The 25952-nt window shown below is 62.7% G+C and carries 27 protein-coding genes and 1 pseudogene; 15 read left to right on the forward strand and 13 right to left on the reverse strand.

The features are described 5' to 3' along the window. Positions 1-31 precede the first annotated feature (31 nt). From ACZ881_RS09640 to ACZ881_RS09650, 3 genes are read right to left on the reverse strand one after another with little or no spacing between them, the layout of a single operon-like run. Complete coding sequence (locus ACZ881_RS09640; protein ID WP_476114661.1) at positions 32-961, reverse strand: ABC transporter permease; 930 nt, start codon at positions 959-961, stop codon at positions 32-34. Continuing rightward, complete coding sequence (locus ACZ881_RS09645; RefSeq protein ID WP_364306886.1) at positions 961-1848, reverse strand: ABC transporter ATP-binding protein; 888 nt, start codon at positions 1846-1848, stop codon at positions 961-963. Before ACZ881_RS09645 ends, ACZ881_RS09640 begins: the two co-directional genes overlap by 1 nt. Positions 1849-1850: 2 nt before the next feature. Next, entirely contained in the window at positions 1851-2876 is a 1026-nt protein-coding gene (locus ACZ881_RS09650; RefSeq protein WP_178997248.1) for an ABC transporter substrate-binding protein, read from the reverse strand. Between the two features lie 377 nt (positions 2877-3253). Here ACZ881_RS09650 and ACZ881_RS09655 point away from each other — a divergent pair, with 377 nt between their 5' ends. The 7 genes and pseudogenes from ACZ881_RS09655 (at position 3254) to ACZ881_RS09685 (ending at position 8816) form a co-directional block, all read left to right on the forward strand. Further along, positions 3254-4117, forward strand: coding sequence for an HpcH/HpaI aldolase/citrate lyase family protein (locus tag ACZ881_RS09655; protein WP_091469072.1), 864 nt, complete (start codon positions 3254-3256; stop codon positions 4115-4117). A 2-nt stretch (positions 4118-4119) separates the two neighbouring features. Continuing rightward, positions 4120-5042, forward strand: a pseudogene (locus ACZ881_RS09660) (DUF2797 domain-containing protein). Positions 5043-5230: 188 nt separating this feature from the next. Beyond that, the gene (locus ACZ881_RS09665) at positions 5231-5455 is read left to right on the forward strand and encodes a DUF3188 domain-containing protein (protein WP_476114665.1); all 225 of its coding nucleotides are present in this window, start codon (positions 5231-5233) and stop codon (positions 5453-5455) included. 57 nt (positions 5456-5512) lie between these two features. Continuing rightward, positions 5513-5962 (forward strand): FAS1-like dehydratase domain-containing protein, encoded by a 450-nt coding sequence (locus ACZ881_RS09670; protein WP_024817634.1) that lies wholly within the window; start codon positions 5513-5515, stop codon positions 5960-5962. A 2-nt stretch (positions 5963-5964) separates the two neighbouring features. Then, entirely contained in the window at positions 5965-6402 is a 438-nt protein-coding gene (locus tag ACZ881_RS09675) for a MaoC family dehydratase (RefSeq protein ID WP_091469068.1), read from the forward strand. Between the two features lie 41 nt (positions 6403-6443). Further along, on the forward strand, positions 6444-7739 hold the full coding sequence (locus ACZ881_RS09680) for an MFS transporter (protein WP_476114668.1): 1296 nt from the start codon (positions 6444-6446) through the stop codon (positions 7737-7739). Positions 7740-7748: 9 nt separating this feature from the next. Beyond that, positions 7749-8816, forward strand: coding sequence for a UDP-N-acetylmuramate dehydrogenase (locus ACZ881_RS09685; RefSeq protein WP_474659035.1), 1068 nt, complete (start codon positions 7749-7751; stop codon positions 8814-8816). Here the strand turns inward: ACZ881_RS09685 and ACZ881_RS09690 are convergent. Further along, entirely contained in the window at positions 8813-9292 is a 480-nt protein-coding gene (locus ACZ881_RS09690) for a hypothetical protein (RefSeq protein WP_017200236.1), read from the reverse strand. The genes ACZ881_RS09685 and ACZ881_RS09690 overlap by 4 nt on opposite strands. 85 nt (positions 9293-9377) lie before the next feature. Here ACZ881_RS09690 and ACZ881_RS09695 point away from each other — a divergent pair, with 85 nt between their 5' ends. Next, complete coding sequence (locus ACZ881_RS09695) at positions 9378-10508, forward strand: winged helix DNA-binding domain-containing protein (RefSeq protein WP_476114671.1); 1131 nt, start codon at positions 9378-9380, stop codon at positions 10506-10508. Positions 10509-10616: 108 nt separating this feature from the next. On the opposite strand, the gene asd is transcribed toward ACZ881_RS09695, so the two are convergent. The 8 genes from asd to ACZ881_RS09735 form a co-directional block, all read right to left on the reverse strand. Next, positions 10617-11759 carry an aspartate-semialdehyde dehydrogenase gene (gene asd / locus ACZ881_RS09700; protein WP_476114673.1) on the reverse strand — a complete coding sequence of 381 codons (1143 nt, stop codon included), beginning with the start codon at positions 11757-11759 and terminating at the stop codon, positions 10617-10619. A gap of 108 nt (positions 11760-11867) precedes the next feature. Continuing rightward, positions 11868-12092 carry an NF038396 family protein gene (locus ACZ881_RS09705; RefSeq protein WP_476114675.1) on the reverse strand — a complete coding sequence of 75 codons (225 nt, stop codon included), beginning with the start codon at positions 12090-12092 and terminating at the stop codon, positions 11868-11870. Positions 12093-12094: 2 nt separating this feature from the next. Next, complete coding sequence (locus ACZ881_RS09710; protein ID WP_476114676.1) at positions 12095-12712, reverse strand: dihydrofolate reductase; 618 nt, start codon at positions 12710-12712, stop codon at positions 12095-12097. Beyond that, positions 12709-13512: a thymidylate synthase gene (locus tag ACZ881_RS09715; RefSeq protein ID WP_179019699.1), complete on the reverse strand. Its 804-nt coding sequence runs from the start codon at positions 13510-13512 to the stop codon at positions 12709-12711. The genes ACZ881_RS09710 and ACZ881_RS09715 overlap by 4 nt, the downstream gene beginning before the upstream one ends. A gap of 54 nt (positions 13513-13566) precedes the next feature. Further along, positions 13567-14535 carry an NUDIX hydrolase gene (locus ACZ881_RS09720; RefSeq protein WP_476114679.1) on the reverse strand — a complete coding sequence of 323 codons (969 nt, stop codon included), beginning with the start codon at positions 14533-14535 and terminating at the stop codon, positions 13567-13569. Positions 14536-14543: 8 nt separating this feature from the next. Further along, positions 14544-16793 (reverse strand): RNA degradosome polyphosphate kinase, encoded by a 2250-nt coding sequence (locus ACZ881_RS09725; protein ID WP_091469049.1) that lies wholly within the window; start codon positions 16791-16793, stop codon positions 14544-14546. Positions 16794-16895: 102 nt separating this feature from the next. Then, positions 16896-17867: a mycothiol synthase gene (gene mshD / locus ACZ881_RS09730; protein WP_476114681.1), complete on the reverse strand. Its 972-nt coding sequence runs from the start codon at positions 17865-17867 to the stop codon at positions 16896-16898. Between the two features lie 239 nt (positions 17868-18106). After that, the gene (locus tag ACZ881_RS09735) at positions 18107-18805 is read right to left on the reverse strand and encodes a winged helix-turn-helix transcriptional regulator (protein WP_476114683.1); all 699 of its coding nucleotides are present in this window, start codon (positions 18803-18805) and stop codon (positions 18107-18109) included. Positions 18806-19065: 260 nt separating this feature from the next. Between ACZ881_RS09735 and ACZ881_RS09740 the strand changes: the two genes are divergently transcribed. The 7 genes from ACZ881_RS09740 (at position 19066) to ACZ881_RS09770 (ending at position 25087) form a co-directional block, all read left to right on the forward strand. Beyond that, positions 19066-19800, forward strand: a complete 735-nt coding sequence (locus ACZ881_RS09740; RefSeq protein ID WP_091469045.1) for a permease — start codon at positions 19066-19068, stop codon at positions 19798-19800. A 165-nt stretch (positions 19801-19965) separates the two neighbouring features. Next, positions 19966-20565: a nitrobindin family protein gene (locus ACZ881_RS09745; protein ID WP_017200247.1), complete on the forward strand. Its 600-nt coding sequence runs from the start codon at positions 19966-19968 to the stop codon at positions 20563-20565. A gap of 49 nt (positions 20566-20614) precedes the next feature. After that, complete coding sequence (locus tag ACZ881_RS09750) at positions 20615-21334, forward strand: flavodoxin family protein (RefSeq protein WP_178997229.1); 720 nt, start codon at positions 20615-20617, stop codon at positions 21332-21334. Between the two features lie 22 nt (positions 21335-21356). Beyond that, entirely contained in the window at positions 21357-22442 is a 1086-nt protein-coding gene (ygfZ, locus tag ACZ881_RS09755; protein ID WP_476114687.1) for a CAF17-like 4Fe-4S cluster assembly/insertion protein YgfZ, read from the forward strand. Continuing rightward, on the forward strand, positions 22439-22831 hold the full coding sequence (locus ACZ881_RS09760) for an ankyrin repeat domain-containing protein (RefSeq protein WP_091469036.1): 393 nt from the start codon (positions 22439-22441) through the stop codon (positions 22829-22831). The genes ygfZ and ACZ881_RS09760 overlap by 4 nt, the downstream gene beginning before the upstream one ends. 125 nt (positions 22832-22956) lie before the next feature. Continuing rightward, complete coding sequence (locus tag ACZ881_RS09765; RefSeq protein ID WP_476114691.1) at positions 22957-23586, forward strand: PadR family transcriptional regulator; 630 nt, start codon at positions 22957-22959, stop codon at positions 23584-23586. Then, a complete protein-coding gene (locus tag ACZ881_RS09770) occupies positions 23570-25087 on the forward strand; it encodes a DHA2 family efflux MFS transporter permease subunit (RefSeq protein WP_476114693.1) in 1518 nt (505 codons plus the stop codon). The genes ACZ881_RS09765 and ACZ881_RS09770 overlap by 17 nt, the downstream gene beginning before the upstream one ends. Before the next feature lie 105 nt (positions 25088-25192). Here ACZ881_RS09770 and ACZ881_RS09775 read toward each other — a convergent pair whose 3' ends face one another. Then, complete coding sequence (locus tag ACZ881_RS09775; RefSeq protein ID WP_364306914.1) at positions 25193-25942, reverse strand: GNAT family N-acetyltransferase; 750 nt, start codon at positions 25940-25942, stop codon at positions 25193-25195. Between the last annotated feature and the right edge of the window lie 10 nt (positions 25943-25952).

Here is a 25952-nt window from a genome sequence, read left to right on the forward strand (position 1 = left end):
GTGATGGTTGCGGCAGGTGCCGCGGGGTGGGTCAGGAAGCGGCAGAGCCAACAGCGGTCCGCCAGCGGGAGAAGTGCTTTTCAAGGGCAACCAGCAGGAAGTTCACGCCGAGCCCCAGCAAGGACACTGTGAGGATGCCCGCGTACATGTCCGGGATGAGGAAGCTGCTCTGCGCATTCACGATCAGGTAACCCAGCCCAGCCTTGGCTCCCACCATTTCAGCGGCGATCAGCACCAGGATGGAGGCGGTGCCGGCCATGCGAATGCCCGTGAAGATCGTTGGTACAGCCGACGGGAGAATAACCTTCTGGAAGAGCCTGAAGCTGTTGAGCCCCAAGGAGCGGGCGGCCCTGATCAGGAGCGGGTCCACGGTCTTCACACCGGCAATGGTGTTGAGGAGAACAGGGAAGAAGGCCGCGTACGCCACGATGCTGATCTTGGATTCTTCTCCAATGCCCAGCAGCAGCGTGAACACGGGTAGAAGAGCCAGCGCCGCTGTGTTGCGGAAAAGCTCCAACAGCGGGTTCAGCACCGAGTTCAGGCGGCCGTACCAAGCGATGAGCAAGCCCAGCGAGACACCCGCCACCAACGCCGCGCCGAAGCCGGCCACGGACCGGGTGAGGCTGGCCGCGATATGGCCTTGGATGGTGCCTGCTTCGAAGAGCTTGCCCCAGGCCAGCAGCACTTCGTGCAGCGGCGGGAGGAACACCCGGGTGGACGGGCTCGCCAAATAGGTAGGTCCAAGCTCCCACAGTGCCAGGAAAGCCAGGACCGCTGCGGACTTCCACAGACCCGACCCCACGGCTCCGGCGACGCGTCGCGCTATGCCGGGTGCCGGCGTCGTACGCTCTGCAGTTGCCACCTGAGTAACGGAACGTTCGACGGCGGCACTTGGGTCAGTCGCGGTACTCGCCTTGGGCGCTGTGGCGGCAGTTTCGGCTTGAGTGAGTGTGGTGGTCATCAGGCGGCGCTCCTTTCGGTGATGGTTGCCGGTTCGTCCGGTGCGCTGCCGTCCGGCAGGATCTTGCGGTGGCCGGCGTCCTGGGCACGGCGGACTTCGTCGTGCAGAAGAGTCCACACCTGGTGGCGGTGCTCCACGAAGGCGTGGTTGGAACGGATGTCCTCGTCGCCGTCGCGGTCCGGGATGTTGATGTCCACGATTTCCTTGAGCCGGCCGGGGCGGGCGCTCAGCACAGCAACGCGCTCGCCGAGGTACACAGCTTCATCGATGCCGTGCGTGATGAAGACGATGGTCTTGCCGGTGGCCTTCCAGATCCTGAGGAGCTCATCCTGAAGCTGCTCGCGGGTCTGGGCGTCCAAGGCTGCGAACGGCTCGTCCATCAGCAGCACATCCGGCTCGTAGGCCAGGCTTCGGGCGATGGCAACACGCTGCTTCATACCGCCGGAGAGTTCGTGAGGGTAGCGGTCCTCGAAGCCCGCGAGCCCCACCAGAGCCAGGTATTCGCTGGCTTTCGCGGCGCGTTCGCGGCGATTCAGCTTCTTGCCATCCGGACCCACACCTTCGAGCCCGATCGAGACGTTGGCCGACGCCGTCCGCCACGGGAACAACGCATACTGCTGGAACACCACGGCGCGGTCCTTGCCCGGCCCTGTGACGGCTTTGCCATCCACCAGGACTTCACCGGAAGTCGGGGTGGAGAGCCCGGCCAGGAGGTCCAGGAGCGTCGTTTTGCCCGAGCCGCTGGGCCCTACCAAGGTGAGGAACTCGCCGTCGCGGACGTCCAGGCTCAAAGAATCTATGGCGGTGAGGCGGGTGGCGCTTGTGGTTTTGGTGGCCCGGACCGTGAATTCCTTGGTGACGTTCCGGAGGCTGATTTTGGCGGTCATGGCTATCCCTTCGCTGCAGCGAGCTCGTTGAACTCGTTCGTGTAGTACTTGGACGGCGTGAGCTTGTCCTTGACGATTCCCGACGAGTTCAGCCAGGCCTCCCAGCGGGTGAAGTCCTCATCCTTGACCACACCGTTTTCCGGAACGCCGGGGCTCTTCCAGAACTTCAGGTTGGCTGTGCTCTCATTGCGGCCACGGCTCTCGATGATCTTGGTGTAGCGGGCAATGACCTCATCGCGGGGCGTTTCAGTGGCCCACTTGAGTGCTTTCGCTATTGCCGTGGTGAAGGTCCGGGTAGTGGTGGGGTTCTTCTCGATGAAGTCGTTGCGGAGCACAATCTGGCCGCCGGCGAACGTGCCAAACAGCTCGTAGTCGTTGAACAGGGACCTCAACCCACCGGCCTCGATGGCCCGGTCCTGCAGGACGCCGCCCAAGGTTCCCACGTCCACTTGTCCGCGGCGGATGGCTTCTTCGGTGTCATTCGGCGCGAGGGGTACCAGTTGGACTTGCTTGATCTCGTCCTGGCTGAGCCCGTTCTTGGTCAGGTACGTGTTGATGACGGCCTCATGGTGGGCTCCGAGTGTGTTGACGGCGATCTTCTTGCCGATCAGGTCCCGCGGTTCCTTGATGGCGCTGTCCGCTTTCACGTAGTAGCCGCTGAAGTTCTTCTCGTCGGCGCCGTAGTAGTTGATGACGCCTTTCACGGGCGCCCCGGCTTCGATGAGTTTGGTGACGGCGCCGGTGAACGCGCCACCAAAATCGGTCTGGTTTGTGGCCGCTGACTGGATGTCCTGGGGGCCGCTGGTGGTGTTTCCCACCCACTTCAGCTTGACGTCACCCAGGTATCCAAGGTCTTCCGCCAATTCCGGGAAGGTGACCTGGTTGGCCCAGCCCTGGTACCGGAGTTCCGTGATTTCGTTGCCGGCTTGAGCGCCTTGCCCGGCTTCGGCTGCACCGCCGCAGCCGGACACCGTCAGCGCTAGTACGACGGCGGCCGCGACGCTCAGCAGGGGCAGATGCAGTTTCATGGGAGCTACTTTCGATGGTTTGTGATCTGTTGGGTGGCCGGCTTAGGCAAGTGCTTGGGAGCCTTGCAACGGCTTGGGAACGATGTAAACCCATCCCGACGCCGACTGGGAAGTGCGGCGGTAACTCCCGGAAACCCTGCGAAACAGCCCGAAATGGAACGAAATCCGGGGCCATTCCCGGCAACCCTGGGACACAAAGACGCCGTGTTGAGCCCTGTGAACAACAGCGACAGGTGGGCCGGATATGACTGGCGCGTCACGCCGTCGGGCGTTCATACTGCGGGACCCCACAGTCATATGGGCTTTAGTTCGTATTGATCCTCACAACCGGGCGGAATTCTTCGCTGTGCGGGGTGCCGGACGGATACGGTAGATACATGACGTCTAGCATCGCCGCCGAATCAGTTCGGCCTACCCGCAATATTCCCGCCGACATTGCCCGTTCATGGCTCCTTGTGAATGCCATGAAGACGGAGCTTTTTGACGAATCCGCGGGTTCACGGGCAGACGCCATCATCCTTGACATCGAAGACGCCGTTGACCCTTCCCAGAAGGACATTGCCCGCGAGAACGTGGTCAACTGGCTGACCTCCGGCGGCAAGGCGTGGGTCCGCATCAATGACGCCACCAGCCCGTTCTGGGCCGACGACCTTGCTGGATTGCGTGGCACCCCGGGCCTGCTCGGCGTCATGCTCGCCAAGACCGAGTCCGCTGACCAGGTCACAGAGTCCTACCACCGCATGGACGGCAAGACACCCGTAGTCGCATTGGTTGAGTCCGCCCTCGGCATCGAGGAAGCAAACCACATCGCCCGTGCACAGGGTGCTTTCCGGCTTGCCTTCGGTTCCGGCGACTTCCGCCGCGACACCGGCATGGCGGCCACCCCGGAGGCCATGGCCTACCCGCGCGCAAAGCTCGTCGTCGCCAGCCGCGTTGGTAACCTGCCGGGCCCCATCGACGGCCCCACCGTCGGCACCAATCACCCCATCCTGCGTGAGCAGACGGGCATCACCGTGACCATGGGAATGACCGGCAAGCTCTGCCTGGCCATCGACCAGACCACCGTGATCAACGAGGTCATCAGCCCCACGCCTTCGGACGTCGCCTGGGCCACGGACTTCATGAACGACTTCGAGGCCAACGGCCGCGTCATCCGCGATGGTTCCGACCTCCCGCGCCTGGGCCGTGCTGAGAAGATCATGAAGCTCGCAGTGGCCTTCGGAGTCCAGCCTTCCCTGTAAGCATGCTTGTCCACGGGGTCGCTTGGGACACTTCCTCCCCTTCGCTGCGAATGTTCACGCCGGACGCGGAGTTCAGTGACGTTGCGTTGGTCCAGGGTTCAGCCCTGGGCCTTCGCGTACTCCCCGGATTGTGGTGCCTTGGCCACACCAAAGTCCACGGCCCCGGGGATCGGACGCATGTCCCGTGCCGCAGCGGTTCTCCAGCCGAGCGTGGGAAGCAATGCGGAGCCTGCTTCGCGCGGGACGACTCCCGGCTGATGCACGACTTCCACCGCGGCACGTCCGTTCCCACCGGCCTCCGTGCCTACCTGATTGCAACCGCACTGGCTTTATGTGGCTACGTTCGCCAACGGTGCCAGCAAAGTGGGTACGGCCTCTGCTCCGCGCAAGTGGAACCGGCTCGCCGAACAGGGCGCTGTCCACGCTTCCTATGTGGCGCACACCGATGACGGCCGCGTTGTTCGTGTTCTCGAGGATATGGTGACGCGCGAGCTTGGCCTCGTCCAGCAAGTCCGCTCCGCTTCCAAGGCTGCGGGCCTCGTGGAGCCGCGTGCCGGCGTCGAGCTTTTGACGCTGAACCGTCAGCACGCTGGCCGGGGTGCGCGAGCTTCTAGGTGGTTTGGCGATGACCGGCTATTCCGTTGTGGAGGAAGAGTGGGAGCGGCCCGCCTTTGCGGAGCGGCTCTGTGTTCCTGCTGCCGAAGGGGTCCGTCGCCACGCCTACCCGGCAACGTTCGACGGCGGCGGGCACGGTTTGCGGATCCGCTCCCTATCGGGGGCGATCGCCTTGGCGGGCCTCCCGGATGCTTCGGGTAACGAGGTAGAGGGCAGTTTTGTGGCGGACCTGGGTGCTTTGAAGGGCCGCAAGATCGAGTTCGGCCCGCACACCACGGAAATCCCGGCGCTGCAGGACTCCTTGTTCTAATGCGTTGTGGGCCCCGCAACGCACCCCCTGTTTCGTTGTGAGGCCCGCTTTGCGGGGTATTTCGGGGTTTTGGGGTGCAGAGTAGGCCCCGCAACGCACCCCTTTGCGTTGTGAGGCCCGCTTTGCGGGGTATTTCGGGGTTTTAGGGTGCAGAGTAGGCCTCGCAACGCACCCCGTAGACTTGGACGGTGCTGGAACAATTTTGGGCTACGGCCTCTACGTCTTACAAAGTGCTGGTTTTCAGCGCCATGGGGCTGATCGCCGTCGGGCTCATCCTGTCCATCGTGGGGAATACCTCCGGCAACCAAGGTCTGGCCATTGCTTCGTTGCCCGTCATTGGCGTTGGCCTGGTGCTCCACGTCGCCGGACTGGTGGTTCGGGGCCAGAAGATCCGCAAGAACTACAAGAAGTAGCCTCTTCACCCAAGCAACGCGCTGCGTCCGGGCTCCCGGGGCCGATAGGGTTGGAGCATGAGTATCAATCCGGACTTGCAGGGCCGAAGCTACCCTGCCGCAGAGGTATACGACGTCGGCCGTGAAAAGATCCGCGAGTTCGCAAAGGCTGTAAAAGCCAGCAACCCGGCGCATTTTGATGTTGAGGCAGCCAAGGCCCTGGGCCACAGCGACCTCGTAGCCCCGCCGACTTTCGCCATCATCGTCGCCCAGCGTGCTGACGCCCAGTTGGTCCAGGACCCGGAGTCGGGCATCGACTTTTCCCGTGTGGTCCACGCCGACCAGCGTTTCACGCACCACCGAGCCATCGTTGCCGGCGACCGCCTTGTTGCCGAATTGCATGTTGACGGCGTCCGGGCCATGGGCGGGGGAGCGATGATCACCACCCGCTCCGAGATTTCCACCGAAGCCGGCGAAAAGGTCGCCACCACAACCTCGTCCATCCTGGTCCGCGGAGAGGGACAGTAACCATGAGCCCAACATTCGAAGAACTGACGGTCGGCCAGGAAATCGGCACCCGCAGCATTGACGTCACCCGTCAGGACCTGGTCAAGTACGCCGGAGCATCGGGCGACTTCAACCCCATCCACTGGAACGAATCGTTCGCAACCTCCGTGGAACTGCCGGGTGTCATCGCGCACGGCATGTTCACCATGGGTGCCGCAGTGCAGCTGGTGAGCGACTGGGCAGTCGACCCCGCCGCCGTCGTCGATTACCAGACCCGCTTCACCAAGCCCGTCCTCGTCACCGACACCACCGGGACCGATGAGGCCGGTGCTGTCATCGACGTCACCGGCGTGGTGGGAGCGCTCGACGCCGATGCCCGCACCGCGCGCATTGATCTCACCGTCGTTGCGGGCGGACAGAAGGTCCTCATGAAGTCGCAGGCGGTTGTGAAGGTCTCTTGAACCAACCGAACACCACTCAACGGCGCGCTACTTCGACTGACATGTCGCGGTGGCGCGCCGCTGTTCTTGCTTCATACGGGGCCAGCGGTATCGCGTTCGCCACCTGGGTTTCCCGCCTCCCTGCCATCCGCGACGGGCTGAATCTCACGCCTGGTGGCATCGGCCTCTTGCTCATGTGCATGACGGTGGCCTCGTTCATTTCGATCTCCGCCTCGGGGCTTATTGTGCTGCGGCTCGGTCCCAAACTGACCACGAGGATCGGCAGCTGCATGGTGGGCGCGGGCCTTGTCATCGTGGGTGTGGGCACCTCTATTGCAGCCAATCCACTGGTGGTGGCCGCAGGCTTGGTAGTCCTGGGTCTGGGTACGGCCAGTTGGAACACTGCGTCCAATGTGGAAGGGGCCTCGCTTGAACGCGAATTGCAACGGCACATCATGCCGCACTTGCACGGCGCTTTCAGCCTCGGAACCGTCGCCGCTGCGGGGTTCGGTGCCTGGGCCGCTGCCATCCATATGCCGGTGTTCTGGCATTTCCTGATCTCGGGTGTGGTTGTAGCGTCATCCGTGGTTACCGCAACCTTCTGGTTCCGTGCGGAAAAGACCGCTGCAGCCACGCACACGTACCGCGCCGAAGAAACCGACACTTTCCAGGATCCGTCCACGGGCCCGCTGCCCATCATCTCCGGAGACGCGGCCGGCCCTCAGACGGACGACGGCAAAGCCGACGCTCCACTGGATAACAAGCGGCTCGTGGCCCTTGCCTGGCGTGACCGAAGGACTTTGCTGATCGGCGTCCTGGTCCTCGGCTTGGCGTTAGCCGAAGGAGCCGCGGGGGACTGGGTTGCACTGGCACTCGCTGACGGTTACGGGCAGTCCGATGCCGCTGGGGCTGTCGGTTATGGGCTCTTCGTCACCTTCATGACCATCGGGCGTTTCACTGGCACTGTCATCCTGGATCGATTTGGACGTGTAGTGGTGATGCGCTGGTGCTCGGCCACCGCCGTCGTGGGCCTTGCGCTGTTTGTTTTTGCTCCGGTTCCATGGCTCGCGTTTGTAGCCTTGGCGGTGTGGGGCCTTGGTGCCTCACTCGGATTCCCCGTGGGGATGTCTGCCGCTGCCGACGATCCTGTGCACGCGGCGGCCCGCGTGTCAGTGGTGTCCACCATTGGCTACGGCGCTTTCTTGTGCGGACCTCCGCTCCTGGGGCTGTTGGCCGAACATTTCGGCATCCTGCATTCGCTGCTGACACCCCTGGTACTGCTGGTGGTCAGCTTCTTCCTGGCACCATTGGCCGGTCAACAGAAGGCGAAGTCAGCGCACGCCAACGAAGCCCGTTAGGCTTGATTGGTGACCCAAACGCTGCTTTCCGAACTGACCACTGCTGCCGTTGGCGGCCCCGCGGGCAACTATGTTGAGGCCCGCACCGAGGCAGAAATTATCGACGCCGTCCGGTCGGCCGACGCTGCCGGTGAAAAACTCCTGATCATCGGCGGTGGCTCCAACCTCCTGATTTCCGACGAAGGCTACCCCGGTACCGTTCTCAGAATCGCCTCCGAAGGATTCACCGTGAACTCCGAAGACAGCTGTGGAGGCGTGTCCGTCGTAGTGCAGGCAGGCCACAACTGGGACGCCCTGGTGGAACACACGGTGCTTCACGCATGGTCAGGCCTGGAAGCATTGTCCGGTATTCCGGGAGCGACCGGAGCCACCCCCGTGCAGAACGTGGGAGCCTACGGCGCCGATGTTTCACAGACCATTGCAGCTGTCCGCACCTGGGACCGCGAACGCAACGCAGTGCAGACATTCACCAACTCCGAGCTCAAGTTCGGATACCGCGATTCCATCCTGAAGCAGACCACAGTTGAGGGCTCGCCCCGCTACGTGGTGCTGACCGTGGAGTTCCAGTTGCCGCTGGGACGGATGAGTGCCCCCATCAAGTACGCCGAGTTGGCCCGTGTGTTGGGCGTCGAGGCAGGTAAGCGCGCCTACTCCAATGACGTGCGCAGGGAAGTCCTCCGGCTCCGCGCGTCCAAGGGCATGGTCCTGGACTCAGCAGACCGCGACACCTATTCCACGGGCTCATTCTTCACCAACCCGATCGTGCCGGCGGAGCGTGCCTCAGCTCTGCCGGAGAACGCGCCAAGGTATCCCGCTGGGGACGACGGACTCGTGAAGCTCTCCGCTGCGTGGCTCATCGATCAGGCCGGATTTGGTAAAGGCTTCGGTCTCGAGGAATCCAGCGTCTCCGGTGGGCGGGCTTCCCTGTCCACCAAGCACACACTTGCCATTACCAACAGGGGTTCAGCAACGGCTACGGACATGGTGGCCATCGCGCGTGAGGTGCGTTCCGGCGTCGTCGAGCGTTTTGGCATTGAACTGCACCCGGAACCATTGCTGATCGGCGTTAGCCTCTAGCGAGTGCGGCGTTCGGCTATCGGCAGGACCTTGTTGAGCAGCAGGAATGTGAGGCCGCAGCTGACCGCTCCCAACAGGAAGATCTGGCTGAACGCGATACTTTGCGGCGACGGGCCGCTGGGCATGAACAGTCCGGCTGTGGCGAAGCCGACTAAACCCAAGAGCAGGACGATCGCTCCGAGCAGGAAGCTCCGGACCTGGGCTGCGGCTGCCGGGTAGAACCAGGGTTCGGGGGCGTCGTCGTCGCGGTCGGCTACGGGCTGGGTGGCGGCAGCGGTTCCGATGAGTAGCGCGGCTGCCGCAGTTGCCACCAGGCTGACCGTCTGAATGGCCTGCATTGAAGGGGAGAGGCTCACGCCGGTACCCACCGCCACGATCAGCCCGGCGCCGAGCCCGGCGAGCGTGCAGAACCAGCCGGCGGTAGCCAACCACCGGCTCATCGGCCGCACGAACGGAGCAAGATCACCAAAAAGCATGAACCCATCCTAGGATCTACTGCTGGGTGACGGCTGGGAGGCGCGGCAAGGTTCCCTGTGCTGGCCGGTCCTTTTAGGATGAAGCATGCCTGCAGAGAGAACCACTCCCACTCCGCGCGTCATGGGTCGGTTGCGGCTCGCCAGCCAAGGCCTGTTGGGCAGCGGCTTCACTACAGTTTCGGACGCGGTCCGGTGGATGACGGCCATGCAGGCGCAGGACCTCGGCTCAGCTTTGTGGGCAGTAGGCCAGCGTGTTCCGGGCACGGTTGCGTCGGATATCCGGGCCGCCCTCGACGCCGGGACAGTGGTCCGTTCGTGGCCCATGCGCGGGACACTGCACCTGGTTGCCCCCGAGGACCTCCGCTGGATTCTGGGCATCACCAGTGACCGACTGATGAATTCATTGGCAGCTCGCCACCGTGAACTCGGCATCACGCCCGATGACATCAGCCATTGCCGGGACATCGCGTTCAAAACCACTGAGGTCCTTAAAGCAGGGGGTGCGCCAGGAGCCACACGGGAGCAGTTGTTCCAAGCGTTCGAGGAAGCCGGCCAGCTCACCAAGGCGCAACGTGGCATTCACTTGCTGGGGAGCCTCTGCCAGCGTGCGTGGCTGGTCCAAGGGCCAATGGCAGGGACCAACGGCAAAGTGGGCGTGCAGCAGCTGTTCGTGCCGTTCGACGAGTGGATTCCGGAGTCCAGGGAGCTGGGACGCGAGGACGGAATTGCCGAGCTGCTGTTCCGCTACTTCCAGAGTCACGGCCCCGCAACCGTCAAGGATTTTTCGTGGTGGAGCCAAGTGCCCCTGACGGAAGCACGCAAAGCCCTGAACGAGGTACATGGCCGCCTGTTTGAGCTGCAGTTCGGTGGCACTAGTTACTGGCTCTCGCCGGAGACAGCAGAAATGCTCGACGACGGCGTCCCCGGCTCGCGCTCGTTCCTGGCGCTCCCGGGGTTCGATGAATTCCTGCTCGGGTATCAGGACCGGGACCTCGTGCTGGCTCCCGAGCATGCGGAATTGGTGGTGCCTGGCAAGAATGGAGTCTTCAAAAGAATCATGGTGTCCGGCGGGGAAGTGGTGGGAACGTGGGCAAGGACCGTGAGCGGGAAGACCATAGGTGTGGTGCCTGAACCATTCACGGGGCATCTGGGTCCGGCCGCTGAGCGTTCGTTCCAAGCCCAGGGCCGTGCCTACCTGAAGTTCATGGCCGGCTGAACCCGCCGGAAGAGTGCCAGGCAGAACCCCTAAGACGTCGAAAACCCGCTGTTCCGTTGCTGGGCAGCAACGGAACAGCGGGTTAGCGACGTGCTAAGCCGGGCAGGGTTAGAGCTTGCCAGTCACAATGTTGAGCATGCGGCGGAGCGGCTCGGCTGCACCCCACAGGAGCTGGTCTCCCACGGTGAAGGCGCTGATGTATTCCGGGCCCATTTCGAGCTTGCGGATACGGCCAACAGGGATGTCCAGAGTGCCGGAAGCGGCCACGGGCGTCAGGTCAGCCATGGAGGCTTCCTTGGTGTTGGGAACAACCTTGGCCCATTCGTTGTCCTTGGCCAGGAGATTTTCGATTTCGGTCACGGACAGGTCTTCGCGCAGCTTGAGCGTAAGGGCCTGGGAGTGGGAACGCATGGCGCCGATGCGGACGCACAGGCCGTCCATGGCGATGTGGTCCTTGCCCGCGGTGCCATTGCCGGTGCCGAGGATCTTGTTGGTCTCCACCCCGGCCTTCCACTCTTCCTTGGACTGGCCGTTGCCGAGATCGGCGTCGATCCACGGAATGAGGGAGCCCGCCAGCGGCACGCCGAACTGGGTGGCGTCAACGCCGGTGCGCTGGGCAGCGAGGACCTTGTGGTCGATTTCGAGGATGGCCGATGCAGGATCGTCCAGTTCGCTGCTGACCTCGTTGTTGAGGGTGCCGAACTGGTTGAGGAGTTCACGCATGTGCCGGGCGCCGCCACCTGAAGCTGCCTGGTACGTCATGGAGGTGCCCCACTCGACCAGGTTGTTCTTGAAGAGACCGCCGAGGCCCATCAGCATGCAGGAAACCGTGCAGTTGCCGCCGATGAAGTCCTTCACCCCACCAGACAGGCCGGCGTCGATGACATCGCGGTTGATGGGGTCCAACACGATGATCGAGTCGTCGTTCATGCGCAGGGTGGAAGCAGCATCGATCCACAGGCCATCCCAGCCGCGGTTGCGGAGTTCGCCGTGGACCTGCTTGGTGTAGTCGCCACCCTGGGCTGTGACAATAATCGGCAGCTTGGCCAGCGTCTCAATATCGAACGCATCCTCGAGCTTGCCGGCCCCCTCAACAAAGGACGGGGCGGCACCTCCTGCGTTCGAGGTGGAGAAAAATACCGGGTTGATGTTGGCGAAGTCGTTCTCTTCCTGCATGCGCTGCATCAGGACGGAACCGACCATGCCACGCCAACCGACCAGTCCAACGGACGGATTAGCTGCTGTAGTCATTCACCAAGTCTAAACTTTCGGAGCGAACTGCCGCTGTTGGTTACGTCACGCACACACTGCACGACGACGGCACTCGTTGTGGCGGCACCAGGCGGCTGACGCGCGTGGCTAGAGGCTGCCGGCGTCGGGTTCCTGGAGAAGGAGGGCTTTGCGCTTGCGCAGGGCAAAGAAAGCACCAAACGTAAAGACCTGGGTGACAACGATCAGCACGATAATCCCGGCAATCCTGTTGCCGCCCAAGATCATGGTGAGGCCCACAACGGCAGATATCAGGGCGAAGAGCGGCAGCAGCATATAGCCCAGCACGAACAAGGTTTCAGGTTTTTTCAGCATGCTTAGTCTTCCTGGGTTTCCTGGCTGGCGTTCCGGCGCCATGTGGTGAACCGGTAGTTGGTGCCGTTTTTAGCAGTGAGCCAGCCTTCGGACGGGGCTACCGCGTCGAAGGTCCAATCCTCACCGAGCTCCGGTGCGAAGGTGTCGCCTTCCAGCTCGGCATCAATAATGGTGACTACGGCCAAGTCAGCGATGCCCATGGACTGTTCAAAGATTTCACCGCCGCCGATAATCCACACTTTCTGGCCACCGGGCGCGAACTGCGATTCCAGCAGTGCCGCATCAAGGGATGAAACCACGACGGCGCCCTGGGCCTCGGGCGTGGACGCCCAGTCAGCGTTGCGGGTCACCACAATGTTGGTGCGGCCGGGAAGTGGACGATACTTTTCGGGGAAGGACAGCCAGGTCTTGCGGCCCATGATGACGGGGTGCCCCGTGGTGAGCTGACTGAAGTGCTTCAAGTCCTCGGGGAGGTGCCACGGCATGGCTCCGTCCTTGCCGATTACGCCGGACTTGGTTTGGGCCCAGACCAGTCCGATGCCCGTCATGCGGGCCGCGGTGTCCTGGGTGAAGATGATGCCGGGAAGCTGGGATGGAGTCTCAGGGGTAGGCATGCTCATACCGCGATCGGCGCCTTGATGGTGGGGTGGTGGCGGTAATCCACAACCTCGAAGTCATCCAGCGTGTAATCGAAGATGGAGTCCGGCTTGCGGAGGATCTTCAACTGCGGGTACTCGTACGGCTCCCGGCTGAGCTGCTCGGCAACCTGGTCAACGTGATTGTCGTAGACGTGGACATCGCCGCCGGTCCAGACGAATTCGCCGGGCTCGAGTCCAAGCTGCTGCGCCACCATGCACGTCAGCAGGGCGTAGGAGGCAATGTTGAAGGGGACGCCCAGGAACGTGTCCGCGGAGCGCTGGTACAGCTGGCAGGACAACTTGCCGTCCGCCACATAGAACTGGAAGAACGCATGGCATGGCGGCAACGCCATGTCCTTGAGTTCGGACACGTTCCAAGCCGACACAATGTGGCGCCGGGAATCGGGGTTGGCCGCCAGATTGGTCATCAGCTCAGAGATCTGGTCGATGTGCCCGCCGTCGGGAGTTGGCCAACTGCGCCACTGCACACCGTACACAGGGCCTAATTCGCCGTCGGCATCCGCCCATTCGTCCCAGATGGAGACGCCCTGATCCTGCATCCACTTCACGTTCGAGTCACCGCGCAGGAACCACAGGAGTTCTACTGCCACGGATTTGAAGTGAACCCGCTTGGTGGTGATGAGCGGGAAGCTTTCGGCGAGATCGAACCTCAACTGGCGGCCGAAAACGCTGCGCGTTCCGGTTCCGGTGCGGTCCGACTTGTGCGTGCCGTTGGCCATGACGTCACGCAGGAGGTCTTCATAAGGGGTGGGGATGCTCACGAGTCCAGCTTACTGGGTTCGGCGAGGCGCCCGCGGAGCAGGTCCACGAGCGCCTTAGTCGTCAAACGGCTTGACCTGCTCCACTGACACAACTTTCCGTTCAGATCCCCTCGCTACCTGGCAAACAATGACCTCACCCGGCGACAGGTAGGGGTCAGAGGAAGGCAGCAGGTTCCGCAGGGCCTGTGACATGTGCTGGCCAAGCTGCTTCAGCGCCGTGGGCAGGGCGGGGCGATGCGTACACACAGCGATCGGCACTTGCTTGTCGAACAGGGCCTCAACAGCGGCTGCGGTTTTCTTGGGGGAGCGTTGGTGGGTGTGCTCGGTGAGTGCTTCCACCAGTTTCACCTTTGCTCCGCTGGCCTTGGCATAGGGGGCGATAGTGGCGACACAACGCGCCCAAGGGCTGGTCACAACACGTTGCGGTTTCCACACCTCCAAAAGGCGCTGGACAGCCACTGCCTGCCGTTGGCCCGTTGCTGCCAAGGGGCGGTCGCCCTCGGCTTTTGTCCATGAGGAGCGCGGCTTCGCTTTGGCATGGCGGATCAGTACCAACGGCCACGTGTCCAGTTCCCCGCGGACGTGGGCCTTTTGGAGGTATTCGAGCGGCTCCACGTCCGTAGGGTTACTCAGGAAGCTGGCCGCCCGGTCCGGGCTGCACCACATGACGCTGTCCACTTCTTTGCCGTCGGGCCGGAGCTGCGCTCCATTGACCTTGACCGCCCAGTACCGGACCACCTTTAGGCCGGCAGCTACATGGTAGTGAATAGCTGGAAGAGGTATGCCCAGTGGTGCCTGTAGGCCTATCTCTTCCCACACTTCGCGGGCGGCGCATTCGGGAACTGTTTCGCCGGCGTCGAGCTTTCCTTTGGGCCATGACCAATCGTCGTAACGGGGCCGGTGGATCAGGAGAACCTCAAGGGCACCTTTGGTGACGCGCCATGGAATCGCGCCGGCGGCTACAACGGCCACCGGCTCGCCGGGGTGATCTGTTTGATCTGCCACGGGGGTATCGCTGTTCAACTGGGTCCTTACCGCCGGGCCGCAGCGCGCTGGCGTGAACGGGAAGCCAGGAGCCAGGACTGCATGTCCAGCAACGGCTTGCCGTCTTCGTCCAAGTGGTGCCTGGTCCAATGTCCGTGATCGTCCAGGTGCCAGCTGGCGGTCCCGTCGTCAACATAGCGGCGCAGCAGGTCCATGACAGTCGCTGTGTCTTCCTTGCTGGCGAGCTGCACCAGTGCCTCTACGCGGCGGTCCAGGTTGCGGTGCATCATGTCGGCGGAGCCGATGTACACCAACGGATCGCCACCGTTGCCAAAGGCAAAGACGCGTGAGTGTTCAAGGAAGCGACCCAGGACGGAACGGACCCTGATGTTTTCGCTGAGTCCCGGCACGCCGGGGCGCAGGGAGCAGATGCCGCGCACCACGACGTCAACCTTCACGCCGGCCTGCGAGGCCCGGTAGAGGGCATCGATGATGGCTTCGTCCACCATGGAGTTGACCTTGATCTGTACCAATCCGGGAGCCCCGGCCTGGGCATGGCGGATTTCGGCTTCAATCCTGTCCATCAAGCCGGCCCGCACCGATCGCGGCGCAACGAGCAACCTCTTGAACGTGGACTTTGGGGCGTAGCCGGAGAGCTGGTTGAACAGCTTGGAGAGGTCTTCTCCCACTTGTTCGTTGGCGGTCAGCAAGCCAAGGTCTTCGTAATAGCGGGCTGTGCGCGGGTGGTAGTTGCCTGTGCCGATGTGGCAGTAGCGCCGCAGTCCGTCCACTTCCTGGCGGACCACCAAGGACAACTTGCAGTGGGTCTTCAGGCCGACGATGCCGTACACCACGTGAACGCCCGCTTGTTCGAGCTTTCGCGCCCAGGAAATGTTGGCTTGCTCGTCGAAGCGGGCCTTGATCTCCACGAGGGCCAGGACCTGTTTGCCTGCCTCAGCGGCATCGATGAGGGCGTCAACGATGGGGGAGTCACCTGATGTCCGGTACAGGGTCTGCTTGATGGCCTGCACCTTGGGATCCGCTGCAGCCTGCTCCAGGAAGGCTTGAACGGAGGTGGAGAACGAGTCATACGGGTGGTGGAGCAGGATGTCCCTGCGGCGCATCGCTGCAAAGACGTTGGCGGCCTTCGAAGTCTCGGACTCGTTGAGGTAGCGGGACGTGTGCGGGACATGCTTGGGGTAGTGCAGGTCAGCGCGGTCAATGGCGCTGATAGCTGACAGTCCCCGGAGGTCCAACGGCGCGGGAACCGAGTAGACCTCGGACTCTTCAACCCCGAGCTCACGGATCAGCAACGCCTTGATGTTCGGGTTGATATCGGTGGTGACCTCGAGGCGGACCGGCGGGCCAAACCGGCGACGCAGCAGTTCCTTCTCCAAGGCCTGCAGGAGGTTCTCGGCGTCGTCCTCTTCTACTTCCAGGTCCTCATTACGGGTGACGCGGAAGGTGTGGTGTTCCAGGACTTCCATGCCGGGGAAAAGCTTGTCCAGGTGGACAGCGATGACTTCTTCCAAGGCGATGAAACGGGCTACGCGGCCCGGGATGGCACCGGCGCGCGGTCCGTCCACGGAAATGAGGCGGGGGAGCTGGTCCGGAACCTTGACGCGGGCGAAGAGCTCCTTGTCGCTGATCGGGTTGCTGACGATCACGGCGAGGTTGAGGGAGAGGCCGGAGATGTAGGGGAAGGGATGTGCGGGGTCCACAGCCAGCGGCGTCAGGATGGGGAAGACCTTCTCCTGGAACATGATGCTGATCCGGTGGCGGGCATCCTCATCCAGTTCATTCCAGTGCATGATGTGGATGTGCTCGTAGGCCAGCGCCGGGCGGATCTGCTCAGCGAAGACCCTGGCGTGACGTTCCTGAAGCCTGTGGGCCTCTTCGCTGATCTGTTCCAGCACCTCAATGGGGCTCAGCCCGGCCGGGGAAGGCACAGCCAGGCCTGTGGCTATGCGCCGCTTGAGGCCGGCAACACGGACCATGAAGAACTCGTCGAGGTTGGAGGCAAAAATCGACAGGAAACCGACACGTTCCAACAGGAAAAGGTCAGGATCTTCGGCGAGCTCCAGCACACGGGAGTTGAAGGCCAGCCAGCTCAGCTCGCGGTCCAGGAAGCGGTCCGGGGAGATGTCGCCTTCGGGCTCCAGGCTCGGTGCGAATTCCGGAATATCGATGCGGTCCTGGGTGGCTCGCGAGGCCGGCACTTCCGATGATCCGAAGCGTGGGGGCAGGGTTGCGCCCTTCGAGGTGGATCCGGCGGTGCCGACGGGGTCCGGCTGCATGGGTTCTCCTAAGCTCAGGACGGGGTTTCCTCCCACATTACAAGCAATTGCGGTGCTCGAATCCAAGATGTCACCGGCTTTCCGGCAACTGATCCCCTCAGGTTAATTTTTGGTTAAAGGCCCATACATCACGTCGGTGTCCCAGCGAACAAAGCCAAGCTTCTGATATAGAGCTACTGCTGCCTCATTGTCAGCATCAACGTAGAGCATGACGGCGTGCAGGTCCTGATCCTGGAGGTGCTTGATGCCCGCAACCGTGAGCGCCTTGCCAAGCCCCAAACCCTGCGCCGCTGGAGTCACGCCCACCACATAGACCTCGCCGATGGCCGGGTGGGGACCTTGCCGGGGATGGACCTTGGTCCAGTGGAAACCCAGCAGCTCGCCTTCAGCGTTCACAGCCAACAGGAAGCCTTCGGGATCGAACCAATCCTCAGCCTTGCGTGCCTCGAGGTCCGCCAGTGTCATGGACCCCTGTTCGGGGTGGTGGGAGAACGCAGCCCTATTGGCTGCCAGCCACGCCTGCTCATCCTGGCCCGGCACGAAGGCGCGGAGCGAAACACCGTCCGGAAGTCCGGCGTCGGGCAGTGCCGCGGTTGAAGACATCAACCGCATCTTCCACAGTTCACGCATCGGACCGTAACCGAACTGCATGGCCAGCTCGGCGGCGGCCTCATGGTTGCCGTGGGACCATGCGCTTAATCCGTCGAGGCCCCGCTTGCCCTGCAGCGCGCCCAGCAGTCTTCCAGCAACGCCCTGGTTGCGGTAGCTGGGGTGGACGGCCAACTCCAGGACACCGCTGCCGTCTTCACTTTCAACGACGACGGCGACACCCGCCAGATCCTCTCCGGTGGCCGGATCAGAATCTTCGTCCGGTGCATACAGGACGAAGGACAGGACTGAATGCTCGCCCGAGTCCGCACCGCGCAGCATGACAAACGTCTGTTCGGAGAAGGGCGGATTCCCGTCGGACTCCCCGGCGGCTGCGGCGAGGGTCTTGACGTCCCTGAGGAGTTCAGTGTCCAAAGCTCCGGCAATGATCAGTACGGGCCAGTTTTCCGGGTGCGCGTGACTCATGATGCAAGGCTATACGTCCGGTGCAACCCTGATGATTTGATGTCGCTGGAAATGGGAGGTAGTCTCAATATCTCGTTCGGCTTTGCGGTTTGTCCGCGAGTCAGCACAGGGGGGATCCACCAGTGGGGTGGCCTCGATACGTTCGACCCGTATGTCCTCCACCAGGAAATGAAAAAGAGGCCAGGATCCGTGTGGATCCTGGCCTCTTTTTTGGTCTGCTTCATCTGTCCGGTTGCCGCTCAGGCTTCGGACAACTCATCGTCCGGGAGGCGGACAAGGGTGAGCCGGTAGCCCACGTTGCGGACTGTACTGATCAGGTTCTCGTGATCCACGCCGAGCTTGGCCCGAAGCCGCCGGATGTGGACGTCCACTGTCCTGGTGCCTCCGTAGTAGTCGTAGCCCCACACTTCGGTCAGCAATTGCTGGCGGGTGAATACGCGGCCCGGGTGCTGGGCCAGGTACTTCAGGAGTTCGAACTCCTTGAATGTCAGGTTGAGTGGCTGGCCGCTGACACGGGCGGTATAGCTTGCCTCGTCAATCACGACGCCGGCGGCCCGGATTTCGGTCTGGGTTTCCTCTTCGCCGGGGACGGCACGCGCCATGGCAAGCCTGATGCGGGCCTCTACCTCCGCAGGCCCGGCGGAGTCCAGCACAATGTCATCCACTGCCCAGGCCGAGGAGACAGCAGCCATGCCGCCCTCCGTGAGGATCAACATGAGCGGCGCACTGAGGCCGGTGGCTTTCAGCAACTGGGTCAGTGAGCGGGCACCCACCAGATCCTTCCGGGCATCCAGGAAGACGATATCCGTGGGGTCGGTTTCCAGTAGTGCTGTGGGTTCTGCCGGGAGGATGTGCACGCGGTGGTTCAGCAACTCCAAGGCAGGCAAAATGTCCACCGAAGAGCCGATGCTGTTCGTTAGGAGCAGGATGTGCGACATAGTTCCTCCAATGGGCTGTACGCGCATCATCGGGCGTCGAAACCGGAGTCTCACCGGTCGGTCACAACGCATTGGCAGCCTCTCCCGTTGTAACGGGATCGCGGCCAACACAGTGCGCTGTTGAAGTCTGAGTATACCCATCAGTGCCTTGCGACACATGGATTCGTGACGGGCAAGCGCTGGAATTACGACATATTGGGTCAGCTTAAGGCAGGATTGTCGAGAGGTCGTAAGGCGCATCGGATTGAGGTCGGCACACAGTGAAGTCTTGGAGCATCGGGGTATTCGGACTCGTGGCGCTCGCAGCCATCGTGGCCAGCACCTTCGTTTCCCGGGAAGCCATGGTGGGCGCAGGCATTGCGGCGTCAGCGGCTGTCGGGATCGGGTGGCCGCACTTTCTGGCTGTCCCGGCCAAGAAAACGCTGGCCGCCGTCATTGGTCTCGCCGGCGCGGGATCTGCTGTCACCGCTGCCTATATGCCGGCGCCCGGATTCCTGGACGGTACACCCGCGTTCGTGGCTCTGGGCGTGATGGCAGTGTTCGTCGTCCAACTGGTCAGGGGCACCGGGCAGGCCCAACGCTTGGAATCCACCCTCGGCTGCTCTGCCGGTGTGCTGCTGAACTGCCTTGGCGCGGGATGGATCGCCAGTGCACGGTTCAACGGCGTCAAGGAGATGGTCCTTGTGGCCGGACTCAGTGCCGCGGTGGCCCTGCTGGTGGGAATCATCCGTTGGCCGGACCGGATCGTGGCTCCGCTCGGCGTTGTGATGGCTGGCCTGATGGGACCGCTGGCGGGCCTTGTTTTCTCCGATATCGCCGTGCTCCCGGCCGCTTTGGTTGGCGTGGTGGTGGGTTCCGTCCTCGTTTGCTTCCGGCGGATGACCACCCTCCGCCGGGGGCGCCTCAACATCCCGGCAGCAATAGGAATGGGCGTAGCACCCGTTTGGGCTGTGGGGGCCTTGGCTTACTTCATAGACAAACTACTCATCTACTAACGGTTAGGATTGCATCATGTCTGTACTCGCATTTGAAATCTTCTTCCTCGTTCTCCTTGGTCTGGCCAGCGTCGCCATGGCATGGTTTGCAGGATTTGTCGTTTACCGCCTTTTCAAGGGCCAGAAGTAACCTTCTGATCCTGCAGCTCGACAGAGGTAATCGTTGTGCCTATTGAGATCCCAACAGATCTGACGCCCGAACTCGTCCCTCTTTCCTGGCTCATTGGTGAGTGGGAAGGCCGCGGCCGGCTCGGCAGCGGAGACGAGGATTCCGAGCATTTCGTCCAGCACGTGTCCTTCACCCACAACGGGCTTCCGTACTTGCAGTACCGGGCCGAGACCTGGCTCAGTGACGACGCCGGCGAGAAGTTGCGCCCGTTGACCGTTGAGACAGGGTTCTGGGCGTTGGAGCGGAAGCTTGAAGAGGGCGACGGCGGCCCCGGCCTGATCCCGGCCGACATCGTCCCCGTCCTCAAGACAGCTGACGAAGTCGAGGAGCGTCGAAACAAGGAGGGCGGCTTCGACATCTCAGTGTCGATCGCCCACCCCGGCGGAATCACCGAGCTTTACTACGGCCAGATCAAGGGACCCCAGATCCAGCTGAGCACCGACATGGTGATGCGTGGAAGCCACTCCAAGGAGTACACGGCGGCCACCCGCATCTTCGGTTTGGTTGATGGCAACCTCCTTTGGCGCTGGGATGTCGCTGCAAGCGGCAAGGCTCTCGAAGCGCACGCCTCGGCATTCCTCCACAAGGTGTCCTGACCCGAGGCCTCACTGTACGTTCCACGGCAACCAGCAGAAGGAGCAGATAGTGAACAACCTCAAACCGGAGGGCTACAGCGGGCTTAAGGCTGTCTTTTTCAATGGCACGCTGAAGCCCTCGCCGCAGCTCAGCAACACCGACGGCCTGATCAAAATCAGCCGGGACATCATGGAGAAGCAGGGCGTCAGTACCCGTCTCATCCGGACCGTGGACCACGACATCGCCAGTGGTGTCTACCCGGACATGCGCGAGCACGGCTGGAAGACCGACGAGTGGCCTGAGATCTACCCGCATGTCCGCGACGCCGACATCGTTGTGGTTGCAGGGCCCATCTGGTTGGGCGACAACTCATCCATGACCAAGAAACTCATCGAGCGCTTGTATGCCCACTCCGGCGAACTGAACAGCAAGGGCCAATGGGCTTTCTACCCCAAGGTGGGTGGCTGCCTCATCACCGGCAATGAAGACGGCATCAAACACTGTTCCATGAACGTGCTGTACAGCCTTCAGCACATCGGCTTCACCATTCCGCCCCAGGCCGACGCCGGATGGATCGGCCCGGTGGGACCCGGACCCAGCTATCTTGATGAAGGATCGGGCGGGCCGGAGAGTGATTTTACTAACAGGAACGCCACCTTCATGACGTGGAACCTGCTCCACATGGCCAAGCTCCTGCGGGATGCCGGGGGAATTCCCGCCTACGGCAACTTGCCGGAGGAATGGAAAGCGGGCACCCGATTCGATTTCGAAAACCCGGAATACCGCTGACCCGCAAGGACTTCTACTACATATGACTTACAAGAGCCCCCTGTTGTCGCGCCCTGGCGCCGTTGAAGATACCGGCCTCGATGCCGGCGTCGCGGCCCACTACGGTGAACCACTGCGTGAGCAGCGCGCCCTGGCAACCGGTACCGCCGTCGTCGATCTTTCGCACCGTGGCGTGGTGACCGTGAGCGGCCCGGACCGGCTCAGCTGGCTGAACACCCTCTCCTCCCAGCAGCTCACGAATCTCCAGCCGGGCGTCGCCAGCGAACTGCTGCTGCTCAGCGTCCAAGGCCGCATCGAGTTCGATGCCCGCGTTATTGACGACGGCAGCGCCACGTGGCTGATCGTAGAGACCGCCGAGGCCGCGCCGCTTGCTGAGTGGTTGAACAGGATGAAGTTCATGCTCCGCGTCGAGATCGACGACGTCTCGGAGCAGTGGGCCGTGCTGGGCGCCACCAAGCCGGTGGAGCAGCTGTCCGGCCGCCTCGTGTGGGAGGATCCGTGGCCGCACGTGAGCCCTGGGGGTTACGCGTACAGCATCGTCCCGGAAGAATCGCATCCCGGACTTGAACGCCCTTGGTTCGAGTACCTTGTACCGGCCAGCGAGTTGGATGAAGTCGTGGAAGGCCTCCCCTTGGCAGGTGCCATGGCGGCAGATGCCTTGAGGATTGCAGCGTGGCGGCCCCGCCTTGGCGCTGAGACTGATGAAAAGACAATTCCCCACGAGCTGGATCTCTTGAGGACCTCGGTGCACCTGAACAAGGGCTGCTACAAGGGCCAGGAGACCATAGCGCGTGTCCACAACCTTGGCCACCCGCCCCGGCGCCTCGTGTTCCTCCAGCTTGATGGGTCACAGCACACGTTGCCGGCCGTTGGCAGCGTCGTATTTGTCGGGGAGCGCAAGGTAGGTACTCTGACATCGGTGGCGCAGCACTTTGAAATGGGACCCGTTGCTCTGGCCGTGATCAAACGGTCCGTTTCGGCGGAAGAAACCCTGACGGTGATGGACGGCGAGGAGCCTTACATTGCAGCCCAGGAAGTGATCGTCGCCCCCGACGCCGGCCAGGTTGTCGGGCGCCAGACCGGATTCCTGAAGGGACCCCACCGATGACCCAAGCTACAGGCCCCGACGACGAAACGCTGGCCTTGGCCCATGCCTTGTTCGATGCTGCCCGCGAAGGTGACACAGAACTGCTGCGCGGCTACTTGAACGCCGGCGCTCCTGCCACGTTGACGAATGCCGCTGGTGACTCCCTGCTGATGCTGGCGGCCTACCACGGGCATGCGGAAGCCGTGCAGCTGATCCTCCATCACGGTGCTGACGTAAACGCCGCGAATGATCGAGGACAGACCCCACTCGCCGGAGCTGTCTTCAAGGGATACACGGATGTGGCGCGGGTCCTGCTGGACGCGGGAGCAGATCCCGACGCCGGAACTCCCACCGCACGCGAGGCCGCCTCGATGTTCGCCCGATCGGAGATTCAAGCCCTCCTGGGCTAAAGCAGGTATCACCAGGGGAGCCCGGTCGCTGTGCGGCCGGGCTTTCCTGCGTCCGGGCTTTCTTGCGTGCCGGATACTCCACGTGGAATAGTTGTTGTGGAATATTTGATGGGAAGAAGGTCATCGTGCCGAAAATCGCGGAACTGACGCCGCTCGGTGTCGCTTCATTGGCGCTCCTGGCAGAGCAACCCATGCATCCCTACGAGATGTACCAATTGTTGATGGCACGCCATGAGGACCGCCTCGTCAAAGTCCGCCCCGGCACGCTTTATCACGCAGTGGGTCGGCTGGCGGAAAGCGGGCTTGTGGAGGCCGCAGGAACGGAACGCGAAGGCAACCGTCCCGAACGGACCACCTACAGGATTACCGCCGCCGGACATGAGGCCCTCGATGCGCGGATCCAAGACATGCTCTCCACGCCCGTCAACGAATACCCCGTGTTTCCCCACGCAATCGCCGAAGCCCACAACCTTCCCGCGGCTGTGGTGATGGAACTGCTGGCGGAACGGCTGGTAGCACTCGGAACCGATCTCGACTTCCTCGTTCATGCCGAGGCAACCGTGACGGCCAAGGGGCTGGATCGCAAGTACTGGATCGACATCACGTATCAACAAGCAATGCGCCGAACGGAGATCGCGTGGATCCGCGAACTCCTCGAGGAGTTGCGCAATGGGCGCCTGCCCTGGGATGAACCCCGGCCAACTCCAACCGAACTTTCATACAAGCCAAAGGAATCCCTTGGAAAACGTAGCTAAGCCGTGGCCCGCCCTGTGGTCACTGGTGGTGGGCTTCTTCATGATCCTCATCGACACCACTATCGTGTCGGTGGCCAACCCTCGGATCATGGAGGGCCTCAACACGGACATCAATGCCGTCATTTGGGTTACCAGCGCCTACTTGCTGGCCTATGCCGTGCCGTTGCTGATCACTGGCAGGCTGGGTGACCGCTTCGGGCCCAAGAACCTGTACCTGATCGGCTTGGTTGTCTTTACGCTCGCTTCGCTGTGGTGCGGACTCTCCGGCGACGTCACCATGTTGATCGCGGCCCGGGCAGTCCAAGGCTTGGGTGCGGCCATGATGACTCCCCAAACCATGGCCGTAATTACGCGCATTTTCCCTCCGGACCGCCGTGGTGCAGCCATGGGGTTGTGGGGAGCAACAGCCGGCATGGCTGTGCTGATCGGACCGATCCTCGGTGGCTTGCTCGTGGACAGCCTCGGCTGGGAGTGGATCTTCTTCGTCAATGTCCCCATCGGGATCGTGGCCTTCATCCTGGTAATGCGTTTCGTGCCGAAACTGACCACGCACAGCCATACGTTCGACGTCGTGGGCGTGGTGCTTTCCGCCGTCGCCATGTTCCTGCTGGTCTTCGGCATCCAGGAGGGTCAAACGTACAAGTGGGGAACAGTCACAGGCTTCGTTTCCGTGTGGGGACTGATCATTACAGGACTTGTGGTCCTGGTGCTGTTTGTCGCCTGGCAATGGCTCCTTGAACGCCGCGGCGGGGAACCCCTGCTGCCGCTTGGCCTGTTCAAGGACCGCAACTTCTCCCTGGGCAACACCGCCATTATGGCGGTTGGCTTCACGGTGACCGCCTTCCCGCTGCCCACCATCTTCTACTACCAAACCGTCCGGGGCCTGACGCCGACGCAGTCTGCGTTGCTGATGATTCCCATGGCCGTTATTTCAGGTGCGCTGGCCCCGTTCGTGGGCAAGCTCATAGACCGTGCCAACCCGCGCTGGTTCGCATCCTTCGGCCTCGTCTGCCTGGCCGGGGCTCTGTTCTGGACGGCGTCCCTGCTGGGGCCGGATACTCCCATCTGGATGTTCCTGCTGCCCAGCGCACTGCAAGGTGTTGCCAATGCCTTCATCTGGGGGCCGGTGTCCAACGCGACCACCCGCAACCTGGAACCACGCCAGGCAGGGGCCGGTTCCGGCGTCTTCAACACCACCCGCCAAATCGGTGCTGTCCTCGGTTCGGCTGCCATCGCCGCCCTTATCCAGTCGCGGCTCGCAGCGGAGTTGCCCGCAGCTCCCGCCGGGGCTCCTGTTGGCGAAGCCTCCCTGGGCGGAGTGTTGCCGGAAGCGCTCCACGCGGGATTCTCGACGGCGATGAGCCAGTCCATCTTCTTGCCCGCCTGCGCGATTCTGCTGGGTGCCGTGGTGGCGTTGTTCTTTGGCAAGCCAAAGGCGGTCAGCGGTTGGGGCGGGGAAGCGGCTGGAGAGCCGGCCGTACAGGAAACTGTCCGGAAGTAGCATTTGTTCGATGTCGGGACCAGCCCGCTTTTGGGCTGGTCCTGCCCTTTTTAAGCGCTGTTCCAGCCCTTTATTTGCCCAAAGCAGAGCCGATTCGGCGCTTTGTCAGCCGAGGAGCACGCTCGCGTGGAGCCCGCCGGTGGCAAAGCCAAGGCTGCGGGCCATCGCGAGCGCTCCGGTGTTGCTGACATCGGCCTTCCATTGGAGGGTCAGCCCGGATGCCAGGGCCTCGTGCGCAGCGATGGACGCGGCCAGGGTGCCCACGCCGCGTCGTCGCCAGGGAGGCGCAACCAGGACGCCCATGTTGGCCAGGATGCCTTCCCACTCGGCATAGGCTCCGCAGGCCACGGGCGTAGGCTGGTCCTCTTCGGGGTGCATGATAGTGAAGCGATGCTCGAGCCCTTGCAACCCGACTTCATTGACGTCATCCGGCGGGCATAATCCCTCCAGGCTGATTGCTTCGGGGTTGCCCTGCGAAACCGTGAGTTCGTCGGACGGCTGCTTGAGCGGTAGATCGTCCGCAAAGAACAAGGCGGATGACCCGAGGCCGTGTCCGCCGTGTGACCGGGTGATGGTCAGCAGCGTCACGTGCTGAGCGAGCTCGGTGTCCGGAATTGGCGCCGCCGCATCCAGCGCCCACTGCGGCCCCACGAGCGCCGAGACGCCAAAGAGGCGCAGGAAAACCAAGGCCCGCGCGGAATCATCCACACGGGTAATGCGGTTGCCGGGTTCCCCTGGGTCTACCGCAGAAGCGGTGAGCCGGGCAGCCGCGCTGGCGAAAGCGTCGTCGTCGAGCCCCAAACGGCGAGCCCACGCCAGCTGGATAATGGCAGCAGACGTGGGCTCTAGAGTCATGGATTCAGCC

The sequence above is a fragment of the Paenarthrobacter sp. TE3676 genome, assembly GCF_056279165.1.

Coding starts and splice junctions, on each gene's coding strand:
- ACZ881_RS09640 (WP_476114661.1), bottom strand. CDS start 961: ATGACCACCACACTCACTCAAGCCGAAACTGCCGCCACAGCGCCCAAG.
- ACZ881_RS09645 (WP_364306886.1), bottom strand. CDS start 1,848: ATGACCGCCAAAATCAGCCTCCGGAACGTCACCAAGGAATTCACGGTC.
- ACZ881_RS09650 (WP_178997248.1), bottom strand. CDS start 2,876: ATGAAACTGCATCTGCCCCTGCTGAGCGTCGCGGCCGCCGTCGTACTA.
- ACZ881_RS09655 (WP_091469072.1), top strand. CDS start 3,254: ATGACGTCTAGCATCGCCGCCGAATCAGTTCGGCCTACCCGCAATATT.
- ACZ881_RS09670 (WP_024817634.1), top strand. CDS start 5,513: ATGAGTATCAATCCGGACTTGCAGGGCCGAAGCTACCCTGCCGCAGAG.
- ACZ881_RS09675 (WP_091469068.1), top strand. CDS start 5,965: ATGAGCCCAACATTCGAAGAACTGACGGTCGGCCAGGAAATCGGCACC.
- ACZ881_RS09680 (WP_476114668.1), top strand. CDS start 6,444: ATGTCGCGGTGGCGCGCCGCTGTTCTTGCTTCATACGGGGCCAGCGGT.
- ACZ881_RS09690 (WP_017200236.1), bottom strand. CDS start 9,292: ATGCTTTTTGGTGATCTTGCTCCGTTCGTGCGGCCGATGAGCCGGTGG.
- ACZ881_RS09695 (WP_476114671.1), top strand. CDS start 9,378: ATGCCTGCAGAGAGAACCACTCCCACTCCGCGCGTCATGGGTCGGTTG.
- asd (WP_476114673.1), bottom strand. CDS start 11,759: ATGACTACAGCAGCTAATCCGTCCGTTGGACTGGTCGGTTGGCGTGGC.
- ACZ881_RS09705 (WP_476114675.1), bottom strand. CDS start 12,092: ATGCTGAAAAAACCTGAAACCTTGTTCGTGCTGGGCTATATGCTGCTG.
- ACZ881_RS09710 (WP_476114676.1), bottom strand. CDS start 12,712: ATGAGCATGCCTACCCCTGAGACTCCATCCCAGCTTCCCGGCATCATC.
- ACZ881_RS09725 (WP_091469049.1), bottom strand. CDS start 16,793: ATGCAGCCGGACCCCGTCGGCACCGCCGGATCCACCTCGAAGGGCGCA.
- mshD (WP_476114681.1), bottom strand. CDS start 17,867: ATGAGTCACGCGCACCCGGAAAACTGGCCCGTACTGATCATTGCCGGA.
- ACZ881_RS09735 (WP_476114683.1), bottom strand. CDS start 18,805: ATGTCGCACATCCTGCTCCTAACGAACAGCATCGGCTCTTCGGTGGAC.
- ygfZ (WP_476114687.1), top strand. CDS start 21,357: ATGACTTACAAGAGCCCCCTGTTGTCGCGCCCTGGCGCCGTTGAAGAT.
- ACZ881_RS09760 (WP_091469036.1), top strand. CDS start 22,439: ATGACCCAAGCTACAGGCCCCGACGACGAAACGCTGGCCTTGGCCCAT.
- ACZ881_RS09775 (WP_364306914.1), bottom strand. CDS start 25,942: ATGACTCTAGAGCCCACGTCTGCTGCCATTATCCAGCTGGCGTGGGCT.